Origin of the sequence: Gracilibacillus pellucidus, from assembly GCF_033949965.1 — a bacterium.
GTDB classification, from domain to species: domain Bacteria; phylum Bacillota; class Bacilli; order Bacillales; family Amphibacillaceae; genus Gracilibacillus; species Gracilibacillus pellucidus.
In genome coordinates this window covers 99,366-117,110 of the sequence record NZ_JAWZSR010000010.1, presented here as the reverse complement: position 1 = coordinate 117,110, position 17,745 = coordinate 99,366, and the positions used below count along the sequence as shown (strand labels likewise).

Here is a 17,745-nt window from a genome sequence, read left to right as displayed (position 1 = left end):
TTATGGTGCAATATAAGAACAGTTCTGCCGTTTCACGCTTAAAATGTGCACCAGCAGAACCATCCATGTATTTCGCTATCACGCGCGTTGAATAACTAGTTTATCCCGAATGAATTTTCATAAAAAATGAGAGATGCTCGTGTAAAATGTAAGTTACCACACAAACATTTACGAAACGAGGAATCTCTCATCTACAAGGATAATACGATTTTTACACTCATTCAAAACTTTCTTTCAGAAGGACTATTCTGTTTCATATATGAGAAACAAGCAGGTAAAAAACTGAAATCAAACATATTTATTTCAACACTAACTCCACAACATTCTCCACATGCACAGTCTGCGGAAACATATCCACTGGCTGAATTCCTTTAACTTCATATCCGTTCTTCACTAAATATTCCATATCTCGCACTTGTGTCACTGGATTACAGGACACATAAACGATACGCTCTGGCTTAAGCTTCACAACACTAGACAAGAACGCTTCATCGCTTCCGCTTCGTGGTGGATCCATAATGACTACATCTGCTTTCTCGCCACGTGCAGCCATATCCGTCATGAATTCGCCGGAATCTCCTTGATAGAAACGGGCATTTTTCACACCGTTGCGTTTGGAATTGCGGATTGCATCACGAACAGCATCCTTATTTAACTCGACACCAATAACCTTTCCAGCCTTTTGACTAGCAATCAGACCGATTGTACCAATGCCGCAGTATGCATCAATTACCGTTTCCTCTCCAGTCAACTGAGCCATTTCAATCGCTTTTGTATATAACTTTTCCGTCTGAACTGGATTAATCTGATAGAAGGATTTCGCGGAAATATCAAACTTCATTCCACAAAGGGTATCTGTTATAGTCCCTTTCCCGAATAATACTTGTTCCTGATCACCTAGAACCATGCTCGTCTTGCGATTATTCACATTCATGAGGATGGTCGAAATCTCTGGGTGAGCCTTCCTTAAAGCTTTTACAAAGTTATTCTTCCCTTTAAAAATTGGTGAAGCTACAACTAATACGACCATAATCTCACCACTGACCTTGCCGACCTTGACTAATACGTGACGCAAGAACCCTCGGCCAGTGTCTTCATTATACGGCTGCATTTTAAACGACTTCATCATATCCTTAATCGTTTGCCAGATCGCGTCTGCTTTCGGATCGTGAATGAGACATCGATCCATTGCAATCAGCTGATGACTATTTTGAGCATATAACCCACCAATAATCTGTCGGTCCTTATTCAGACCAAATGTCGTATGACTCTTATTCCGATAATCATAGGGATGGTCCATCGTGACAATCGGTTCTGGTTTTCCGAACGGCTTCATCAAATTATCGATAATTTGCTGCTTAAAGCCTTCCTGAGCCTGATCGTTCATATGCTGCAATTGGCATCCACCGCACTCATAGTAGTAAGCACATGGTGGTTGGACACGGTCTTTAGACGAGGTAATGACCCGCTTCAATTCCGCCTGAACATGTCTGCCACTAGTAGATACGGTTATCTCCGCTGTTTCACCTGGCAATAGATGCTCTACTTCTAGCTGCTTTCCTTGCCACTGAACGATACCTTTACCCTCATCGGTCAGGCCTGTGCAGGTCACTTCTGCAGTTATCGTTTTTTGCTTAGACTGGCGCTTATTTGTTATCGAGGGCTTACCTTGGGATTTGTCGCCCTTTTGTGAAGGTAGTGTGGAGCGCTTTTTCCCATTTATTTTTTTCGATTGATTGTGTTTTTTTCCCGGTTTATATCCATTCTTTTTACTTTTATTCATAGGCACTTCCTATCTATTGTTCTTTGTTTTCTCATTATATACTATACAAAGACAGTAGTAAAACTAACTAATGCAAAAAGACCACCACCAAATATTGGATGGGAAAGAGGTGCCCTACCCTCTATGTGGGCGATTGCCCAAACGGGGACCTGGCACGCCTAGATAGCCGTTAGTGGTTGAATACAGGTCCATTCACAAAAGATTACAAGTTATGTTATACTAAAGATGAGCAATGCATATACTAAATAACCCGTAGCTGTCACTACGGGTTATGGATAAGCGGTTCCCCCAGAGGAATCGGCTATCAATTGGTGATAGACCTCTCCTAGTTACTTGTTGGGCAAATAGGGAGGTCTATTTTCGTTTGATCAGTGATACAATCAAAGCGAGCAATGCAATCAAGAAAGTGCCAAAACCAAATAACACCATAAAGTGAGACTTCAATCAGTGGGAGTTTTTGACTCCCACTGATTGTTAGCGAAACTTATCAGGGCGTTAGCGTCCGTTTATCCCCCACTTAGCTTCTTTGTTTTAACTCGAACCTTGAAGTGGGGGTTTTACGGACACTTACACCGTGATAAAACTCTCATACATACTCATAGGCTTCACCCCCTTTCCTAGGGGACTAGCCGACCTTACCCTAAAAGAACATTATCCAGTATTAGTATAACACAACAAACACGAACATTTATTCTCTTTTAGAGATTTTTATACATATAACCAATAGTATCCGAACATATAGCTACTATCGAAAAAATCGTAAAAAGTACCTTGAGTAACCGACAAGTGCTCGTCTTTTCGGCAACTCTACCTGAGACAGTAGAAGCAAAGGCAGAGGAAATGATGCACAGTCCAGAAGTAATTCGAGTAGGTACAGAAGATGATGATCGCCCAAATGTGGCGTATATGTATCTTGTTTGTGAAGCGAGGGATAGTCGTACGAAATCACGAATTGAAAGCATTAGTATTCGTCAAAGACATTACAACACTTAATGAAAGAATTCCGCGATGGAAAATTTGAACTATTACTAGCTTCAGATGTTGCTGCAAGAGGATTAGATATCCTTGATTTAACTCATGTTATTCATATGGACTTGCCTAAAGAGACGACACAGTTTGTTCATCGATTTGGAAGAACTGGACGATTAGGGTCTGAATCAAGAACCGTTGTAGCCATTGTCACAGAGAGTGAGGAGCGACAATTGCAGAAGTATAGTCGCCAATTAGATTTAACAATTTCAAAGAAAAGCCTATTTAAAGGAGATTTAATTGATTCAGAATAATTCTATTTCCTTTTAATCCTTTTTAAACACAGATTTATTAAATGTTTCATTGGTTGAAACTTCTCCTTCACGGGATATGTTGCTCACTAGGAGAGTACTACTTGCATATTTGGTCTCAAACCTGCTCAACAATAGACGGTGTAGCCATCTTCTCAGCAAATCGCCCCATCATATACCGCGACTGAGGTATTTCACAAATTTAAAAACATCTTGGTACATTAATTTATAGAAGTATAAATGTTATGACGAAATAAAACGAAAGTACACATTAATCTTAACTCTTTGCATCAAACTTTTGTCTTCTTTTAATTTCTTCTAAAAATTCCTGCGGTTGATCTGCTCTAAAAACAACTGAATGGATAAGACTTGTTTTTCCATAAGAACCTTTTGTATGTACTGGCTCTTTCAATACTATCTCGTATTGGGGAGAATCAATTTTTAATAACGAATAGTATGTATTCTTAGTTGTCTTTTCAAATAAGTCATTTTGCTTAGCGGTTATAATACTCTCCACATTATCAATATCCACTTGAATACTACTCTGATATCCTAAACGAATGGTTAAACTATCCCGTTCAATCACATGCGGTAAGAACCTCACAGAATTATATAATCCTACCATATACAGCAATGCATAAATATTTAAAATCGTAAAAATCCAAGCGGCAACGCTACTCCACATATCAAGTAAAAAATGGAGTAATATTCCTTCCACTATAATCAAAACCGAAAACAAAATGACAATCGTTTTAATTTGTGAATCCTTATGATAGGAAAAACCTCTACCTGAGTTTAGTTGCGGCCTTTTAAACCAAACAAATAGAGAGTAATAAATAACACGAAGTTCTGTTAAAACAGCATGCAACATAAACCCTTCTCCTAATTTCGGTTTCAATGCTATTTCAACTACTTCAAGGAAATGATAATTTTCGTTGGAATTTATTCTTCGATAGTTGATAATACTCTTCGTTATCCCGTATCCTACAATCAAAATCACACCAATTTCTATAATGGGAAGAAACCAAATCAAAACCTCATCTAAGAATCCACTTTGAGAAGATGGAATAATGATATAGGCTAGTCCCATAGAAATAAGAAATGATAGATAGAATAATAACTTAGGTAATGACCGTGGTCTGATTAAGAAAATGTGAATGAGAAACGGTGCAATAAGTATCATAGCCAATGTCAGGGTAATGTTTGTTATTGCATTGCTAGTTTCTAGACGCATTATAAAGTAACTCCCACCAAAAATTAGAAGCAGTAATACAAACAGACCTGATAACCTTTTCATTTTTAATCACCCTCTATTTTATTTTGCTCGATACCTGCTAAATACTCCATTAGCTTATAACCTGTTTAAGTGAGTTTATATGGACTGTTGCCATGTTATTCGTTTCTTCTGCAGCCAATTTCCCACCTGATTGATCAGCTTTTTCTTTTACCTCGGTATTTATGGTTTTCCAATCTAAATTATTAATTTGATCGGAAATGAGTAAATGCCAAATCGTTCCTCCCACATAAACAGTTGGTAACGAGAGACTGCCTGTAACTCCTTTTTCGCGACTTTTCTGTACAGTAGTATTCTTCCACTATCTTATCATACATCTCAGTATTAGTTACTCTTATTTTTTTACTTTTTGTGTGTAATCCTATGGCTGCATTATAAACTTTTTATTGTTTTTTCCGTATTAAAAGATTTTATAAGGTATAATAGATTTTATAGTATTTAATTAATAATCAAAGAAAGGCTATTATACCAAATATGACAAAACCTTACTTGCAATCATCAGAATACCTATACACCTACACACATCCTCCTGAAGAAAGCTCTCTCTGTGCATTAGAGCAAAGAACGCTCTTCGGGGTAGAGTCAGATAACCTCATAAAAAGCACCACAAATATTAATCCGAGCAGGAGCCCGTTTATAAAAGGAAAACTCTCGATTCTTTTCTCTGGTGAATCTGTTCAAGCAATTGCGGAACAAGTAGACCAAATCGAACTTAGAGACCAAACCTTTAAGGTGCTCTTCATAAAAATAAATGACCTTTCGAAGGAACAAAAAATAGAATTTGAAGAACAACGAACTATTGAAAAAGAGATTGGCTGGAATATCATCGGAGAGGCGCAGATGAAAAACCCTGATATCCTTTTCGGTATTGTACCGTTTGAGGGTCGCTGGTATTTTGGCACTTACCAGCAAAGCGAATCTGTATGGCTCCATCACTTGAAGAAGCCTTATGAATACTCGACAGCACTAAGCACACGTTTAGCCAGAACCATTGTAAATATAGCAATCCCCAATCCAGCATGTCTCCGCATCATTGATCCGTGCTGTGGAATAGGGACTGTACTTGTCGAAGCACTCTCTATGGGAATCCAGATTGTTGGCTCTGACCGCAATCCACTTGCCGTAAAAGGAGCGAGAGAAAATATCACGTATTTTCACTATGATGGAATAGTGGAAGTAAAGGATATTGCCGATGAAGAAGCCCATTATGACGTGGCAATTATTGATATGCCGTACAATCTGGCTGCTCAGTCAACACTAGAAGAACAGTACACAATCATCCAACATGCTAGAAGGATAGCTAATAGAGTGGTAATCCTTACTATCGAAGACATGGATGAGATGATTGGAAAGGCTGGTTTTACGATAGTCGATCGAGGTGTTGCTAATAAAGGGGAAAAAGCACTTTTCTCACGACAGGTGATTGTTTGTGAATAACAAAGAGCAGGCTTCTTCCCGCCTGCTTTGTTGCTGAGAGATGTTGTCCGCAATAGAATGAAGCATTTATCCACACCATAATAAAACAGCCTCAATCCTATAAAATATAGGACTAAGGCCACATTATTACCACTAATTGATTTTTAATTAAAACCTCAAATCAGGCTTGTGACGAACGACATCAGAGGTTTCTAGTTGAAATGTCAACATTCTTTCTTTCAAATCTAATAATATATCGGAAACATCCGGATCATTTATTCGATTGTGAACTTCATTCGGATCTGCCTGTAAGTCGTATAATTCATCTTCTTCATATAAACGACGTACATATTTATATCGCTTTGTTCTACACATGATAGCTTTCGTATGTTCAGGCCCTTCGCTTCGTTGTAATTTTAAACGAGGGTAATAGAGTGCTCCTGGCTTTTGTTGATCCGTCGCCTCTAATTCCATACAATGTGTTTCCCCTTTAAGCCTGCCTCCCTCTGAAAAAACAGCTTCACGATGTTCTAAATCCTCCTCGGCCAATAATGGAAGTAATGACCTGCCAAAATGTGTATGTTCTGGCTCTATATTTAGCATATCTTCCACTGTTGCAGGAAAATCGATTAATTCGACCAATGCCTCTCTTCTACCAGGTTTCATATCCAGATAACTTGGTGGCTTCACAATAAATGGTACTCGTGTTAAGGAATCTTCAAACGTATTTTGATTTTTCTCTGCTATGTTGAAATCGCCTGTATAATCACCATGATCAGAGAAGAAGAAGACGGCTGTATCATCATAAATACCTGCATCTTTCAAAGCGTCCATTACCAATCCAAATTGATGATCTACTCTAGCACACATTGCATAATATGTTGCCCGCAATTCATCCCACTGTTCTTCTGATAAATTCTCTAAATTTTGTATTTCCGCTATCCCTTTTAACATGCTTGGTTTTCCTTGAAAATCTTTTGGTGGTTTTACACGATCAGGTAATTTTTCACGATCAATCATACTAAACCACGGCTCTTCTACAGCATATGGTGGATGTGGATACATTAATGGCAAATAAATACACATCGGCTTATCATCTGGTGCATTTTTTATTTGCTCAATCGCACCATTTATAAAATCCCAATCATGATTAACGTACCCTTCAAGACCGTGAGATTCTTCTACCTTCCCAGCATAAAAGGAATAATAGCCTGGCTGCTCTGGTTCGCCTCGCCATTCGTCATCAAATACCCCCATTTTTTTACTTCCATCTTGAGGTGGTGTATATTTAACATCACAATAGTCATCGAAATTCGCATCTTGCGGAATTAAATCATTTTTGCCGCCCCACCAGACAAAATAACCATTCTGCTTTAATGTTCTCAATAGTACCGGATCATCTTCTTGCATCATATGAAAAATCGTTCGGTTTCCCTTCACATGAGGATACCAGCCACTCATAAACGAACAACGACTAGGTGTACACACTGGATTTTGACAAAAGGCTTTTTCAAAAGACACTGCTTCATTTTTTACTAGTTCATCTAAATTCGGTGTTACTGCTGCCTCATTTCCTAAATGACCCATCACATCCCCACGCCATTGATCTGGGTTAAAAATAATAATGTGTGGTTGTTTTTTCTTCATAATAAATCCCCCTCAAGAACGTTTATGCTTGACGCGCTTTAATTTCATTGACTATTTGCTTATATCTCGTGCCATCTAATTTATAGAAGTACATGGCAATGATAGCTATTACAGACGTTGCAACTGGCACAATTGTTACCGAAATTAAAATTCCGTGGAGCGCTTCTGCGGTTTGCGTTGCATTCGCTACATAACCAAAAGCACTTAATATAATACCTGATAAAGCACCACCTAATGCCATTCCTAATTTTTGTGTAAAAATAAAGGTGGAATAAACTAATCCTTCCGCTCTTATACCTGTTTTCCATTCACCATATTCAACCGTATCTGGCACCATTGCCCACAATAACGGCCTTGATAATCCCATACCAATTGCAAAAATACTACCAAACACGAAGATAGAGAATGCGCTTCCATTGAAGAAATAAAGAGCTAACATTCCAATGATGATAATAAATTGACTTAGTATGACAAGGTTTCTTTTTCCCATCCACTTTACAAACATAGGACTTATGAGAACGAATAATGAAGTAATAGAAAGATTAACGAATGAATAAATCGCAAACATACCCGCATTGCCATAGTTATATTTGAAAAAATACAGCATTGCGCCATTCTGTACGGTAAATGAAATCGTATTCGCAACAATTAAAATTAAAATAAGCGCTAATGGACCATTCGTTCCAACCATTTTCAGTTTTTGTTTAAATGAGTAACGCTCTTTATTTTGATTAACAGATACATTTGTATCTCCTAATCCTTTAGTGTTGAAGAAAGTTATAAATAACGTTATGACACAGATAATTCCAAATGCAAGAGCGACAATAAAAAACCCTGTCTGTTCGGTTGGAAACATCTGCACTAATGGCAAAGTAGCACTTGTAGCAATCAACGATGCTGCTGTACCAAAAATAACCTTTATAGAAGATATGGTTGATCTTTCTTGGTAATCCTGAGAAATCACCGTCATCATCGAGCTATACGGAATATTGACAACCGTGTACATTAATCCAAATAGAAAATACGTTGTATACGCATAGATTAACATTGTCGTATCCCCAAAATTGGGAACAATAAAACAAAGGACACCTGTAATTGCTAATGGAATCGTTCCAAATAGAATATAAGGTCTGAATTTCCCCCATTTGCTTTTTGTCATATCAACTAATGCACCAGCACCAATATCAGTAACTCCATCCAACAATCTTGTGATTAAAAAAAGTGTACCTGCTGCCGCTGCTGTTATACCAAACACATCTGTATAAAAATATAACAGATAGGAGGATATAATGGTAAAAAATAAGTTTAAACCAAAGTTTCCGATCCCATAATTTACTGCTACTCTCAACCCTACTTTTTCTACAGTTGCTTCATCTTGATCACTACTATGTTGTACCTGTTCCATAAGTTATCTCCCCTCTACGGTAATAACATTTCATCATTTTCTAGTTTAACTACTTTGCCTATCAATGCGCTTGAATAGTCAAATGATTTTATACGTTCAAACTGGTCGTAATCAAAAAAAGGACCATTACCTCACGTCTTTAAATACCTCTCCCTTCACACTGTACTGTACAGGTTAATAAATGTTAGCGATTACATTTAATATCTTACATAATTTCAACGTTGTATAATGGTACATATATTCAGTATTTGGTAATTTTATTAAGTGTGTTTGTACTAAAAGATAAAAGACACTTACTCCTATATGAATAAGTGTCCTATTGATTGTTAACGTCCGTTTACACCATTAAAAATCATGATGAATTGTTTCTTTGTATTGACTTGGCTTCATGCCGGTTACCTTCTTAAACACTTTAGTGAAATAACTTTGATCTGAGAAATGTAATTGATTAGATATTTCGGTCATTGTATATGGTGTCATCATCATCAATTTTTTAGCTTCTTCAATTTTTTGTAATTGGATATATTGACTAATAGTCATACCTACTTCTTTTTTGAATTGTGTGGAAATATAGCTAGCAGTCACCCCAACAAACTCTGCAATTTCTGCTACTTTTAATTCATCATATAAATACATATAAATATATTCTAATGTTTTTTTGATCACTTTAGAGTACACGATTCGTTTCTGCTTATTAACATGTGAGGCAAAGGCTTCAAAAGCGCTTGTTATATGAAACCGTACTTCGTTAACATGTTTAGCTTCCTCAATTTGCAAGATAAATTGATCACTAATAGTTCGCGCTAATTCTGCATTTACTCCACTATCTATTGCGACTCTGGTTGCAACGGCAATTCCGCTGATTCCAAGATTTTTTTCATTACGCAAATAACTTTTGGTAGATAATTCTGCTAGTTTCAAATGATTTCTTGCATTTAGAATTCGTTTAATATCTTCTCTATTTCCATCTCTAATGCATTGCATTAATTCCTTTTCCGAAACCATTGGTGGGTGAAAATCTTGTTCCTGTCTTCTAACAGTTACAAAATCATATTGACTATCTGTTAATTCTGGGTATTGATTATTCTCGTACATCGATACATTTTGCTCCATAATAGATAAAGGCCTACCGAATATGACATAATATAATAGCTTTGCGATGAAGATAAACCTTTCTGGTGACATAATTGGAATCTCTTGATAATAATTATTTACGATTTGCTTATTTACGATAAAAGAACGATCGTTACACATCGTTTGAATCATATTTTCTGTCATTTGATAAGGCAAAACTGGGCCAACAATAAACTTTCCTATCATGTTCTTCCTATATTCAATAGATAATAACAAGTAATTTTCCTGAAATTCTGTCTGAACAACGACGGGTTTATTTAATTTCGCTTCAAAACTATTTAATTCAGCTTTCCACTCCTTTTCATTTGCATATAATGGGTTATAAGGGGCGAAAGAACAAAATAAACATTCAAAATTGGCATCAATAAAATAAACAGGAACTTGGCAGGAGTTACGGACTATGTCACTTATATACTGAATATCAAGATAATCTTGTTCGGTCATTAGCACTCACCCCTTTCAAAGTGTGCAATGAAAAATTAACTAACTAGTACTTGTCTTTTCATTGTTGCAAGAAAAGCCACCCGCTACAACGAGTGGCTTTTCTAAAGAGTTACCTATGAAATGGTTTACATTAATCAATATAAAAAGTTTAACTATCCATCACACATCGAAAGCCAATATTACCAGAAGAGCTATCAGCAGTATTAGAACTTCTTGCTGCTACTCGGTATCGATTACAATAAGATTTGTGACACAAGTAAGAACCACCACGCATAACCTTCGAGATATTGGCACTTACTTTCTCTTGGTCAATTTTCCCATTACGATGTATCTCAAACGTATCAGCACACCATTCCCATACATTTCCTGCCACATTATAAAGACCATAACCATTGGCAGGGAAAGATTGGGCAGGTGCTGTTCCGACATAACCGTCTTCTTGCGTATTATGTCGTGGAAATTCTCCTTGCCAAATATTACAGTAGTGTTCACCATTTGGTGTCAATTCATCGCCCCAAGGAAATTTCTTTTGCTCCAAGCCGCCTCTTGCAGCATACTCCCATTCTTTTTCTGTTGGAAGTCTTTTCCCTGCCCACTTACAATAAGCTACTGCATCGTTCCATGAAACATGTATCACAGGATGATCCATACGCTCTTCAATAGTAGAGCCTATCCCTTCTGGTTGATACCAATATGCTTGTTCTGTTGCAAACCACCACGGTGTTTGCGGTACTTGCTGGAGTTTCCCCGGAAAATCCTTTGGAAGAAGTTGATAAAAAACAAATGACCAACCATACTGCTCCGCCTCTGTTTTATACCCTGTATCATCCACAAATTCTTTAAATTGCTGATTTGTCACCGTATGTATATCTATATAAAATGAGTCTACCTTAACTTTTTGAACAGGACCTTCTCCATCTGTCTTAAAGCCTTCATCATCATCTGTTCCCATTAAATACTCACCACCCTCTAATAACACCATGCCTTCTTTACTGACGCTATTTTCTTGAATGGTTTGTTCATTCTCTGCTTTATTAAATGACATAAAGTCTGCCCTGCTTACTTGACAACAGCTTGGTTTCTTATTTTCCATCACTATCCCTCCATTTTCCCTATAAATACTATCAGTATAACACGATCTAAAATAGTCCTGCTAAAACAATTACATAGAACGGATGTATTCATATTTTCACTAAAGCAAAAGCAGAAGAATTTTATCGTTGCACACTTAATGAAGCAATAGCTGAAACGCCTGACAAAGTTCGTTAATAAACCACTTAGGCAAATCAACTATTAACAGACATAAAGGGAAGATATAATCATTATATCTCCCTATTTTACCGTTATTACATCTTTTTCTAGTTCAGTTACTGTTTTTCCAGGTTCATGCACCGTGCATGTTTCCCCATTACTAAATACAACTATTACATCGGTCGATGGGACTTTTGACTGGATTTTGTCGAAATCTACAGTTAACAATACATCTCCTTGCTTAACTTTTTGATTGTTTTTTACATGAGTGCTAAACCCTTCACCTTTCAAACTAACCGTATCTACGCCAACATGAATCAATATTTCTAAGCCATCAGATGCCTTCAAACCAATAGCGTGCTTGGTATCAAACACAAAAACAACCTCACCATTGACAGGAGACTTAATCTGATTCCCCTCTGGTGTAATAGCAAATCCGTCGCCGAGCATTTTTTGAGCGAAGGAATCGTCTGCAACGTCCTTAATATTTTTAATTGTTCCTGCAACAGGACTAACGAAAGTAGTTTTTTTAAATATATTTTTAAACATTCAATTACTCCCCTACTTTTAGAAAATCATCTGGATTTTTTGAACTTGGATTATAGTTTTCTTTTTTATTAATTTTCCAGCCTTCTTGCACTCGAAAATGTCCTTCTAAGATAGGATCATTCGTTTCTTTCTGATGGCTGGCAAGTTTTTCGCGTAATTCATCCGCAATTCCTTGATATGCAGAATCATTAATAACATTGTTCTTTTCGCCTGGATCAAACAACAGATCATAAAGTGCCTCTTCTGGTTTCTCTACTTGCTCTATACCATTTTCCTGATAATAAGCTTTACTTATAGAGTTATCAATATTTGTTCGGTTGATCTTTAGATAGGAGGTATCGTAATATTTAATATACTTATAACGCTCCGTCCGTACACTTCGAGCTGGTTCATAAGCCGTATGATAATTTATTTCTGAAAAGACCGCTTCTCTTCCACGAAATGCTTCTTCTTCAAGGCGTTTTGCAAATGATTCACCTTGTAGGTAATCTGGTTTTTCTACATCCAACAAATCACACAACGTCGGAAAAATATCCACCTGCGAAACTAAATCATTTACCTCTTCTCCATTCATTTTACTACCAGCTACACGCATAATTAGCGATACAGCAATACCAGAATCAAACAAATTGCACTTATTAAACGGAAAAGCAATCCCATGATCTGTTGTAAAAATAATGATCGAATTATCATAAAAGCCTGCATCCTTAATGGCATTAATCACTACTTTAAAAGATTCATCCATCCATGTTGCTGATCGTAAATAGCCAGCGTAATCTTCGCGAATCGGCCCATCGTCTGCCAAAGGTGATGGTGGCATCACATATTTAGGATCAATTTCTTCCTTATTATCATGACTTTTTTCCGGAAACTTCCGATGGGTAGAAAATAAACCATATGATAAGAAGAATGGTTTATCATCACGATAGGATTCTATCCATTCCTTCACCTTCCAAGCATTTTTATAATCCCATTCTGCGAGTTCAGGTTCAGATAACCCTGCATTATCTGTACTGATATCTTGCTTGTAGCCAATGGTTTTCGCCCCTTGCTCATGATCAATATAACTACCCGCCTCATGCTGGATACCACAAAGTACTGTATTATAGTCATGTTGGTTCAGGAAATGAACAAGATGCTGGTTATAATCATGAAGCTTAAAACCACGTTGCGACAAACCATACATGCCGTTACTATGCGGATACATCCCGGTTAATAGACCTGCTCTACTAGGCGAGCAGGTTGGACCAACACAATATGCCTCACGAAAGATAGTGGCATCTTTTGTAAAGTCTGCTAAGGCAGGTGTCGGTACATTATAACCATAAGGACTCAGAATTTTTCCGCTATCATGTGTGTGTATATAAATAATATTTTGTTTCATGTTTTACACTCCTCGTATCATATATTTCAAGCGAGAGGAGAAAAGTTTAGGTAAACTTTCCTCCAGTTTCAAATAATAGATAAATAAGCGAGTATGATGTCTGCTTAGCAACATACTACTTTTGCTTTAAATGCTCGATATTTTTCTCATCAATAAATTCGTCTATCTCTCCCCGAATCGTATTAACCTTTGGTCCATAGATAACTTGTATCGCTTTACCTCGAACAACCGTATTCATTGCTCCAGTTTGTTTTAACACACTAGAATCAATTTGATCAGGTTTTTTTACAGATACCCTTAAGCGTGTTGCACAATTATCGATCTCCGTAATATTGTCGAAGCCACCTAACCCTTCAATAATGTGTTGCGCTTGTCCACCTTCATAAGAACTATTTGCACTTTTCTCTTCTTCTGTAATTTCTTCATCGTCTCTACCAGGTGTTTTAGCATTTAATTTTACAATTAATGTTTTAAAAACAATGTAATACACAAATATTATAGGAATAGCTAATACGATTGCCCATAAGTAATTTGTCTTATCATTCCCTTGGAACACACCAAATAATAGAAATTCTACTAGACCTGCTGAGAAGGTAGAGCCAATCGTAATATTAAACAAGCTAGATACGACAAAACTACAAGCGAATAAAATGGCTTCAGCGACAAATAATAATGGTGATGCAAAAAGTAAGGCAAAAGAAATTGGTTCTGTCACCCCTGTAATAAATGCTGTCAATCCAACAGATAGTAAAAATCCAGATGTTGCCTTTCTCTTTGGTCCTGCTGGAATCGCTTTATACATAGCCAAAACAATCCCGATCATTCCAAACATCATATGCAAATAACGACCACTATTAAATAAAGCTAAATTACCAAAGAACTGTGTCGTGTTTGGATCAGATAACTGTGCTAAGAAAATAGTTTGAAATCCTTCATAAACTTGACCATCAACTTCCATAGTTCCCCCAGCAGCAGTTGTCCAAAAAGGTAGATAGAACACATGGTGTAAACCAAAAAGATATAGTGTTCTTAACAAGAGACCGTATAAGAATGCTCCTAATGTTCCTAGACCAGTCGCAAATTCTCCAAAATCAGATATAGCGTTTCCAATGAATGGCCATACTATAAACATAATCGAACCAACAATTAAGAATACAAAGGTATTAACAATTGGAACAAAACGCGATCCACCAAAAAAGGCAAGAAACTCTGGTAATTTTATATCATAAAAGCGGTTATGGACTAACCCTGTGATAATACCTGCTAAAATACCACCGAATACCCCCATTTGTAATGTCATAATACCAAATTGTGTACCTTGTCCAAGTAAACGTGGGTCCATATCTCCTGTGGCAAGTTGGCCAGTAATATCAAGTAGGGAATTAATCGTAATGATGAGTACAAAATAACCAACAACACTGGCTAATCCTGCAGAACCTTTTTCCCTCCTAGCTAAACCAACGGCAATCCCAATTGCAAAAATTAATGGTAAGGCATCAAATACACCAGAACCAGCAGCATTCATTAAGCTCAAAATTGCTTGTAAAATAGTGTTATCTAAAAATGGGTAACTCTCTATAACTGCTTCTCCAGATAAAGCTGCTGAAATACCTAGCAATAATCCTGCAACAGGAAGAATTGCAACAGGTAATAAAATAGCTTTCCCAAGTCTTTGGCCAAACTCTATTAGTTTATCTTTCAACATTCTCCACCCTTTCTATTCGTAATAACCCCTAATTTTATAAAATGATATCGCTTCCTTGTTGAATAGATTAACACCTATTTTTAAATATGTAAATACCTTTTTTGAAATCTCATTCTGTTGAAGAATTCCCTCATAATTACACAGGGATATTAAAAGGATTATATCTTTTAGATAAATAAAAAAAAGAAGTAGCCATTATCCATGACTTACTTCTTCTCTATTTTCCACGTATCGATTGATATTGATATTCTTCTACATTTAATAATAATTCTGTATAATCTAATATTTGACCGTTAGACAGATAAGTAGTGTTTAGTACTTTCAATAAAGGGTTTGAAGGATCACAATTAAAATACCTTACTATTTCATCTGATGGCATGATCGGAACAACAACATGGTGAGATTGATCAATCGTTTCTTCCGTGTATCCTTCAATGTATTCATATTTAGAATTCCGAATACGATCATAAGATAAATCAGGATATTTTTGAACTTCCATGTAATTAGTCTCAAGCATCATTGGCATATTATCAGCTTTTCGTAACCTTTTTATATAATAAATTGGCTCTCCTTTTGTAATGACCAATTTATTTGCTATCTCCTCATCCGAAGGGATTACTTTAAATTCTATTATTTCTGTTGACGGCTGTTTTCCAGTTTCCAGCATTTCTTCAGTAAAACTTTTTACGTGTGTGGACCGTTCAATCACCTTTTGGTTAGTGACATATGTTCCGCTTCCTTGACTTCGAGATAGGTATCCTTTTGCCACCAAATTATTAGTCGCTTGACGTACAGTAACTCTGCTAACATTAAATTTCTTTATTAATTCTTGCTCTGTTTCAATCGGTGAGCCTTTTACATATTGGCCGCCTTTGATTTTTTGTAGGATATAATCTTCAATCATTTTGTATTTCGGTATTCTTTTTGATTGCGCCACTTAATACTCACCCCTTCGAAAAATATATTGGTATCAGTAATTAGATTATAACAAATATAGTATATGTTTGAGAATTTATATGATAAGGTATTAACCATTTTTATATCGATGACATAATAATTCCTTTAATTAGAATCGTTAACATCTCTTAAATTTAAACGCCTTCCTTTTAATTACTTGTGCTTGCTTATTTTTTCGTAAGTATCAAATAATATACACCTATTATCCTTATATCCATTGTAATTGCTAGACTAAAATAGACAGATTCTACTTGATAGATTTGAACACTTTCTGCCATTTTTACTTGTCCAGTTTTTAGACTAACATCAATATGCCCTCAGAAAAAGAGGAAGCCCCTTGCTCAATTACAACATAATAGAAGACTCTTTTATTTTTTTGTTTCCTTTTATTTCGATTTATCTAGTCTCTTTTCAAATAATGTTAATTGGTGCTCAATTGTGAATCCCAAACTTTTGTAGAGGCGAATTGCTTTATTATTATCCGCTCGTACACAAAGAGTTACTTCTTCTATTGATGGGAATGCAAATAGCCATTCTAATCCTTTAGAAAGAAGAGAAGCGCCAATTCCTTTGTTACGCGATAGTGGAGTCACCCCAAAGAACTCAATACTTCCCTCTCCAAATTCCGGATCTGCTTCAGCATATAGATATCCTAGTAATTTATTATGTTGGTCCACTACACCAAAAACAGTTGATTTTTCACTCAACCCCTCAATAATTTCATTACCTTTTATGTAAGCATTCGGAAATAGCTGTTCATGTAACTTCATAAAGGAACTGTAATGTTCACTAGATAGATTGATAACACTATCATTAGTAATTCTCCTAAAAGTTTCTTTGGAACAAGTTAAAACCGATTCTTTACTGATAGAATCAAAGGATAATTCATTAGCAAACGTCATCACCTTTTTGTTATTATCTTCTGGAAATAAAGAAACTGTGTGTATTACATCAGGGATCTTCCTAATCATCGCTTCCCATAACATAATAGATACTTGCAATACATCTTCATAGTCTACGAAAGGTCCCCATATTTCTGCCTTCCCTCTCTCAATATCAGCATCAAACCCGCAGACACCTATGATATGATCACTTTTCGTTGCAATTAAAAATGCATCTCTTGCAGGTAGATCTCCAAAGTCCTTTTTCAACGTATCGATGACTTCATCAAACTTTTTTCCACAATAACCAATATGAGTTTCAGAATTTCCATTTAATCGAGCAATAAAGGCTGCAACATCAGTTAGTTTTGGATGGTGTTGTAGAGTTATCATAGAGAAAACCTCCTGTTTTTATAAGCTAGAAAAAAGTGAAGAAACCTGTTAATAAGGTATCTTCACATGAATTAAACCTTCAATAAACGAACGCTTCTTAAAGTAAAGGTTTCCTTTTTTATATACTGAGAATAATTATTTCCAATCGTTACAGATAAACGTTAATTACAATACTTGAAAGTCAACATAGTGACGCTCTTTCTCTTGTAATACGTCCATTGT

14 protein-coding genes and 1 pseudogene are annotated in these 17,745 nt (G+C 36.3%); 3 read left to right on the top strand and 12 right to left on the bottom strand.

All coding sequences use genetic code 11. The features are described 5' to 3' along the window. Nucleotides 1–298: 298 nt before the first annotated feature. Both rlmD and SH601_RS15045 read right to left on the bottom strand, forming a co-directional pair. Nucleotides 299–1,612 carry a 23S rRNA (uracil(1939)-C(5))-methyltransferase RlmD gene (gene rlmD, locus SH601_RS15050; RefSeq protein ID WP_319959150.1) on the bottom strand — a complete coding sequence of 438 codons (1,314 nt, stop codon included), beginning with the start codon at nucleotides 1,610–1,612 and terminating at the stop codon, nucleotides 299–301. A 525-nt stretch (nucleotides 1,613–2,137) separates the two neighbouring features. Further along, the gene (locus SH601_RS15045; RefSeq protein WP_319959179.1) at nucleotides 2,138–2,212 is read right to left on the bottom strand and encodes a putative holin-like toxin; all 75 of its coding nucleotides are present in this window, start codon (nucleotides 2,210–2,212) and stop codon (nucleotides 2,138–2,140) included. Nucleotides 2,213–2,569: 357 nt separating this feature from the next. Here SH601_RS15045 and SH601_RS15040 point away from each other — a divergent pair, with 357 nt between their 5' ends. Both SH601_RS15040 and SH601_RS15035 read left to right on the top strand, forming a co-directional pair. After that, entirely contained in the window at nucleotides 2,570–2,776 is a 207-nt protein-coding gene (locus SH601_RS15040) for a hypothetical protein (RefSeq protein WP_319959149.1), read from the top strand. Next, a pseudogene (locus tag SH601_RS15035) lies at nucleotides 2,776–2,989 on the top strand (helicase-related protein); the annotation flags it as partial. The gene SH601_RS15040 and the pseudogene SH601_RS15035, both read left to right, overlap by 1 nt. 351 nt (nucleotides 2,990–3,340) lie before the next feature. Here the strand turns inward: SH601_RS15035 and SH601_RS15030 are convergent. After that, complete coding sequence (locus SH601_RS15030) at nucleotides 3,341–4,360, bottom strand: hypothetical protein (RefSeq protein WP_319959147.1); 1,020 nt, start codon at nucleotides 4,358–4,360, stop codon at nucleotides 3,341–3,343. A gap of 471 nt (nucleotides 4,361–4,831) precedes the next feature. Between SH601_RS15030 and SH601_RS15025 the strand changes: the two genes are divergently transcribed. Then, the gene (locus SH601_RS15025) at nucleotides 4,832–5,794 is read left to right on the top strand and encodes a TRM11 family SAM-dependent methyltransferase (RefSeq protein WP_319959146.1); all 963 of its coding nucleotides are present in this window, start codon (nucleotides 4,832–4,834) and stop codon (nucleotides 5,792–5,794) included. Nucleotides 5,795–5,941: 147 nt separating this feature from the next. Here SH601_RS15025 and SH601_RS15020 read toward each other — a convergent pair whose 3' ends face one another. From SH601_RS15020 to SH601_RS14980, 9 genes are all read right to left on the bottom strand, one after another. Continuing rightward, complete coding sequence (locus SH601_RS15020; protein ID WP_319959145.1) at nucleotides 5,942–7,420, bottom strand: sulfatase family protein; 1,479 nt, start codon at nucleotides 7,418–7,420, stop codon at nucleotides 5,942–5,944. 22 nt (nucleotides 7,421–7,442) lie between these two features. After that, nucleotides 7,443–8,825 (bottom strand): glycoside-pentoside-hexuronide (GPH):cation symporter, encoded by a 1,383-nt coding sequence (locus tag SH601_RS15015; protein ID WP_319959144.1) that lies wholly within the window; start codon nucleotides 8,823–8,825, stop codon nucleotides 7,443–7,445. 345 nt (nucleotides 8,826–9,170) lie between these two features. Then, nucleotides 9,171–10,403, bottom strand: a complete 1,233-nt coding sequence (locus SH601_RS15010) for an AraC family transcriptional regulator (protein WP_319959143.1) — start codon at nucleotides 10,401–10,403, stop codon at nucleotides 9,171–9,173. Nucleotides 10,404–10,551: 148 nt separating this feature from the next. Further along, nucleotides 10,552–11,496, bottom strand: coding sequence for a formylglycine-generating enzyme family protein (locus SH601_RS15005; RefSeq protein WP_319959142.1), 945 nt, complete (start codon nucleotides 11,494–11,496; stop codon nucleotides 10,552–10,554). A 239-nt stretch (nucleotides 11,497–11,735) separates the two neighbouring features. Further along, nucleotides 11,736–12,203: a PTS sugar transporter subunit IIA gene (locus tag SH601_RS15000; RefSeq protein WP_319959141.1), complete on the bottom strand. Its 468-nt coding sequence runs from the start codon at nucleotides 12,201–12,203 to the stop codon at nucleotides 11,736–11,738. Nucleotides 12,204–12,207: 4 nt separating this feature from the next. Continuing rightward, nucleotides 12,208–13,587 carry a sulfatase family protein gene (locus tag SH601_RS14995; protein WP_319959140.1) on the bottom strand — a complete coding sequence of 460 codons (1,380 nt, stop codon included), beginning with the start codon at nucleotides 13,585–13,587 and terminating at the stop codon, nucleotides 12,208–12,210. 115 nt (nucleotides 13,588–13,702) lie between these two features. Beyond that, nucleotides 13,703–15,289, bottom strand: coding sequence for a PTS transporter subunit EIIC (locus SH601_RS14990; RefSeq protein WP_319959139.1), 1,587 nt, complete (start codon nucleotides 15,287–15,289; stop codon nucleotides 13,703–13,705). A 220-nt stretch (nucleotides 15,290–15,509) separates the two neighbouring features. Then, a complete protein-coding gene (locus SH601_RS14985) occupies nucleotides 15,510–16,229 on the bottom strand; it encodes a GntR family transcriptional regulator (protein ID WP_319959138.1) in 720 nt (239 codons plus the stop codon). Nucleotides 16,230–16,635: 406 nt separating this feature from the next. Then, nucleotides 16,636–17,523 (bottom strand): GNAT family N-acetyltransferase, encoded by an 888-nt coding sequence (locus tag SH601_RS14980; protein ID WP_319959137.1) that lies wholly within the window; start codon nucleotides 17,521–17,523, stop codon nucleotides 16,636–16,638. Nucleotides 17,524–17,745: the final 222 nt, after the last annotated feature.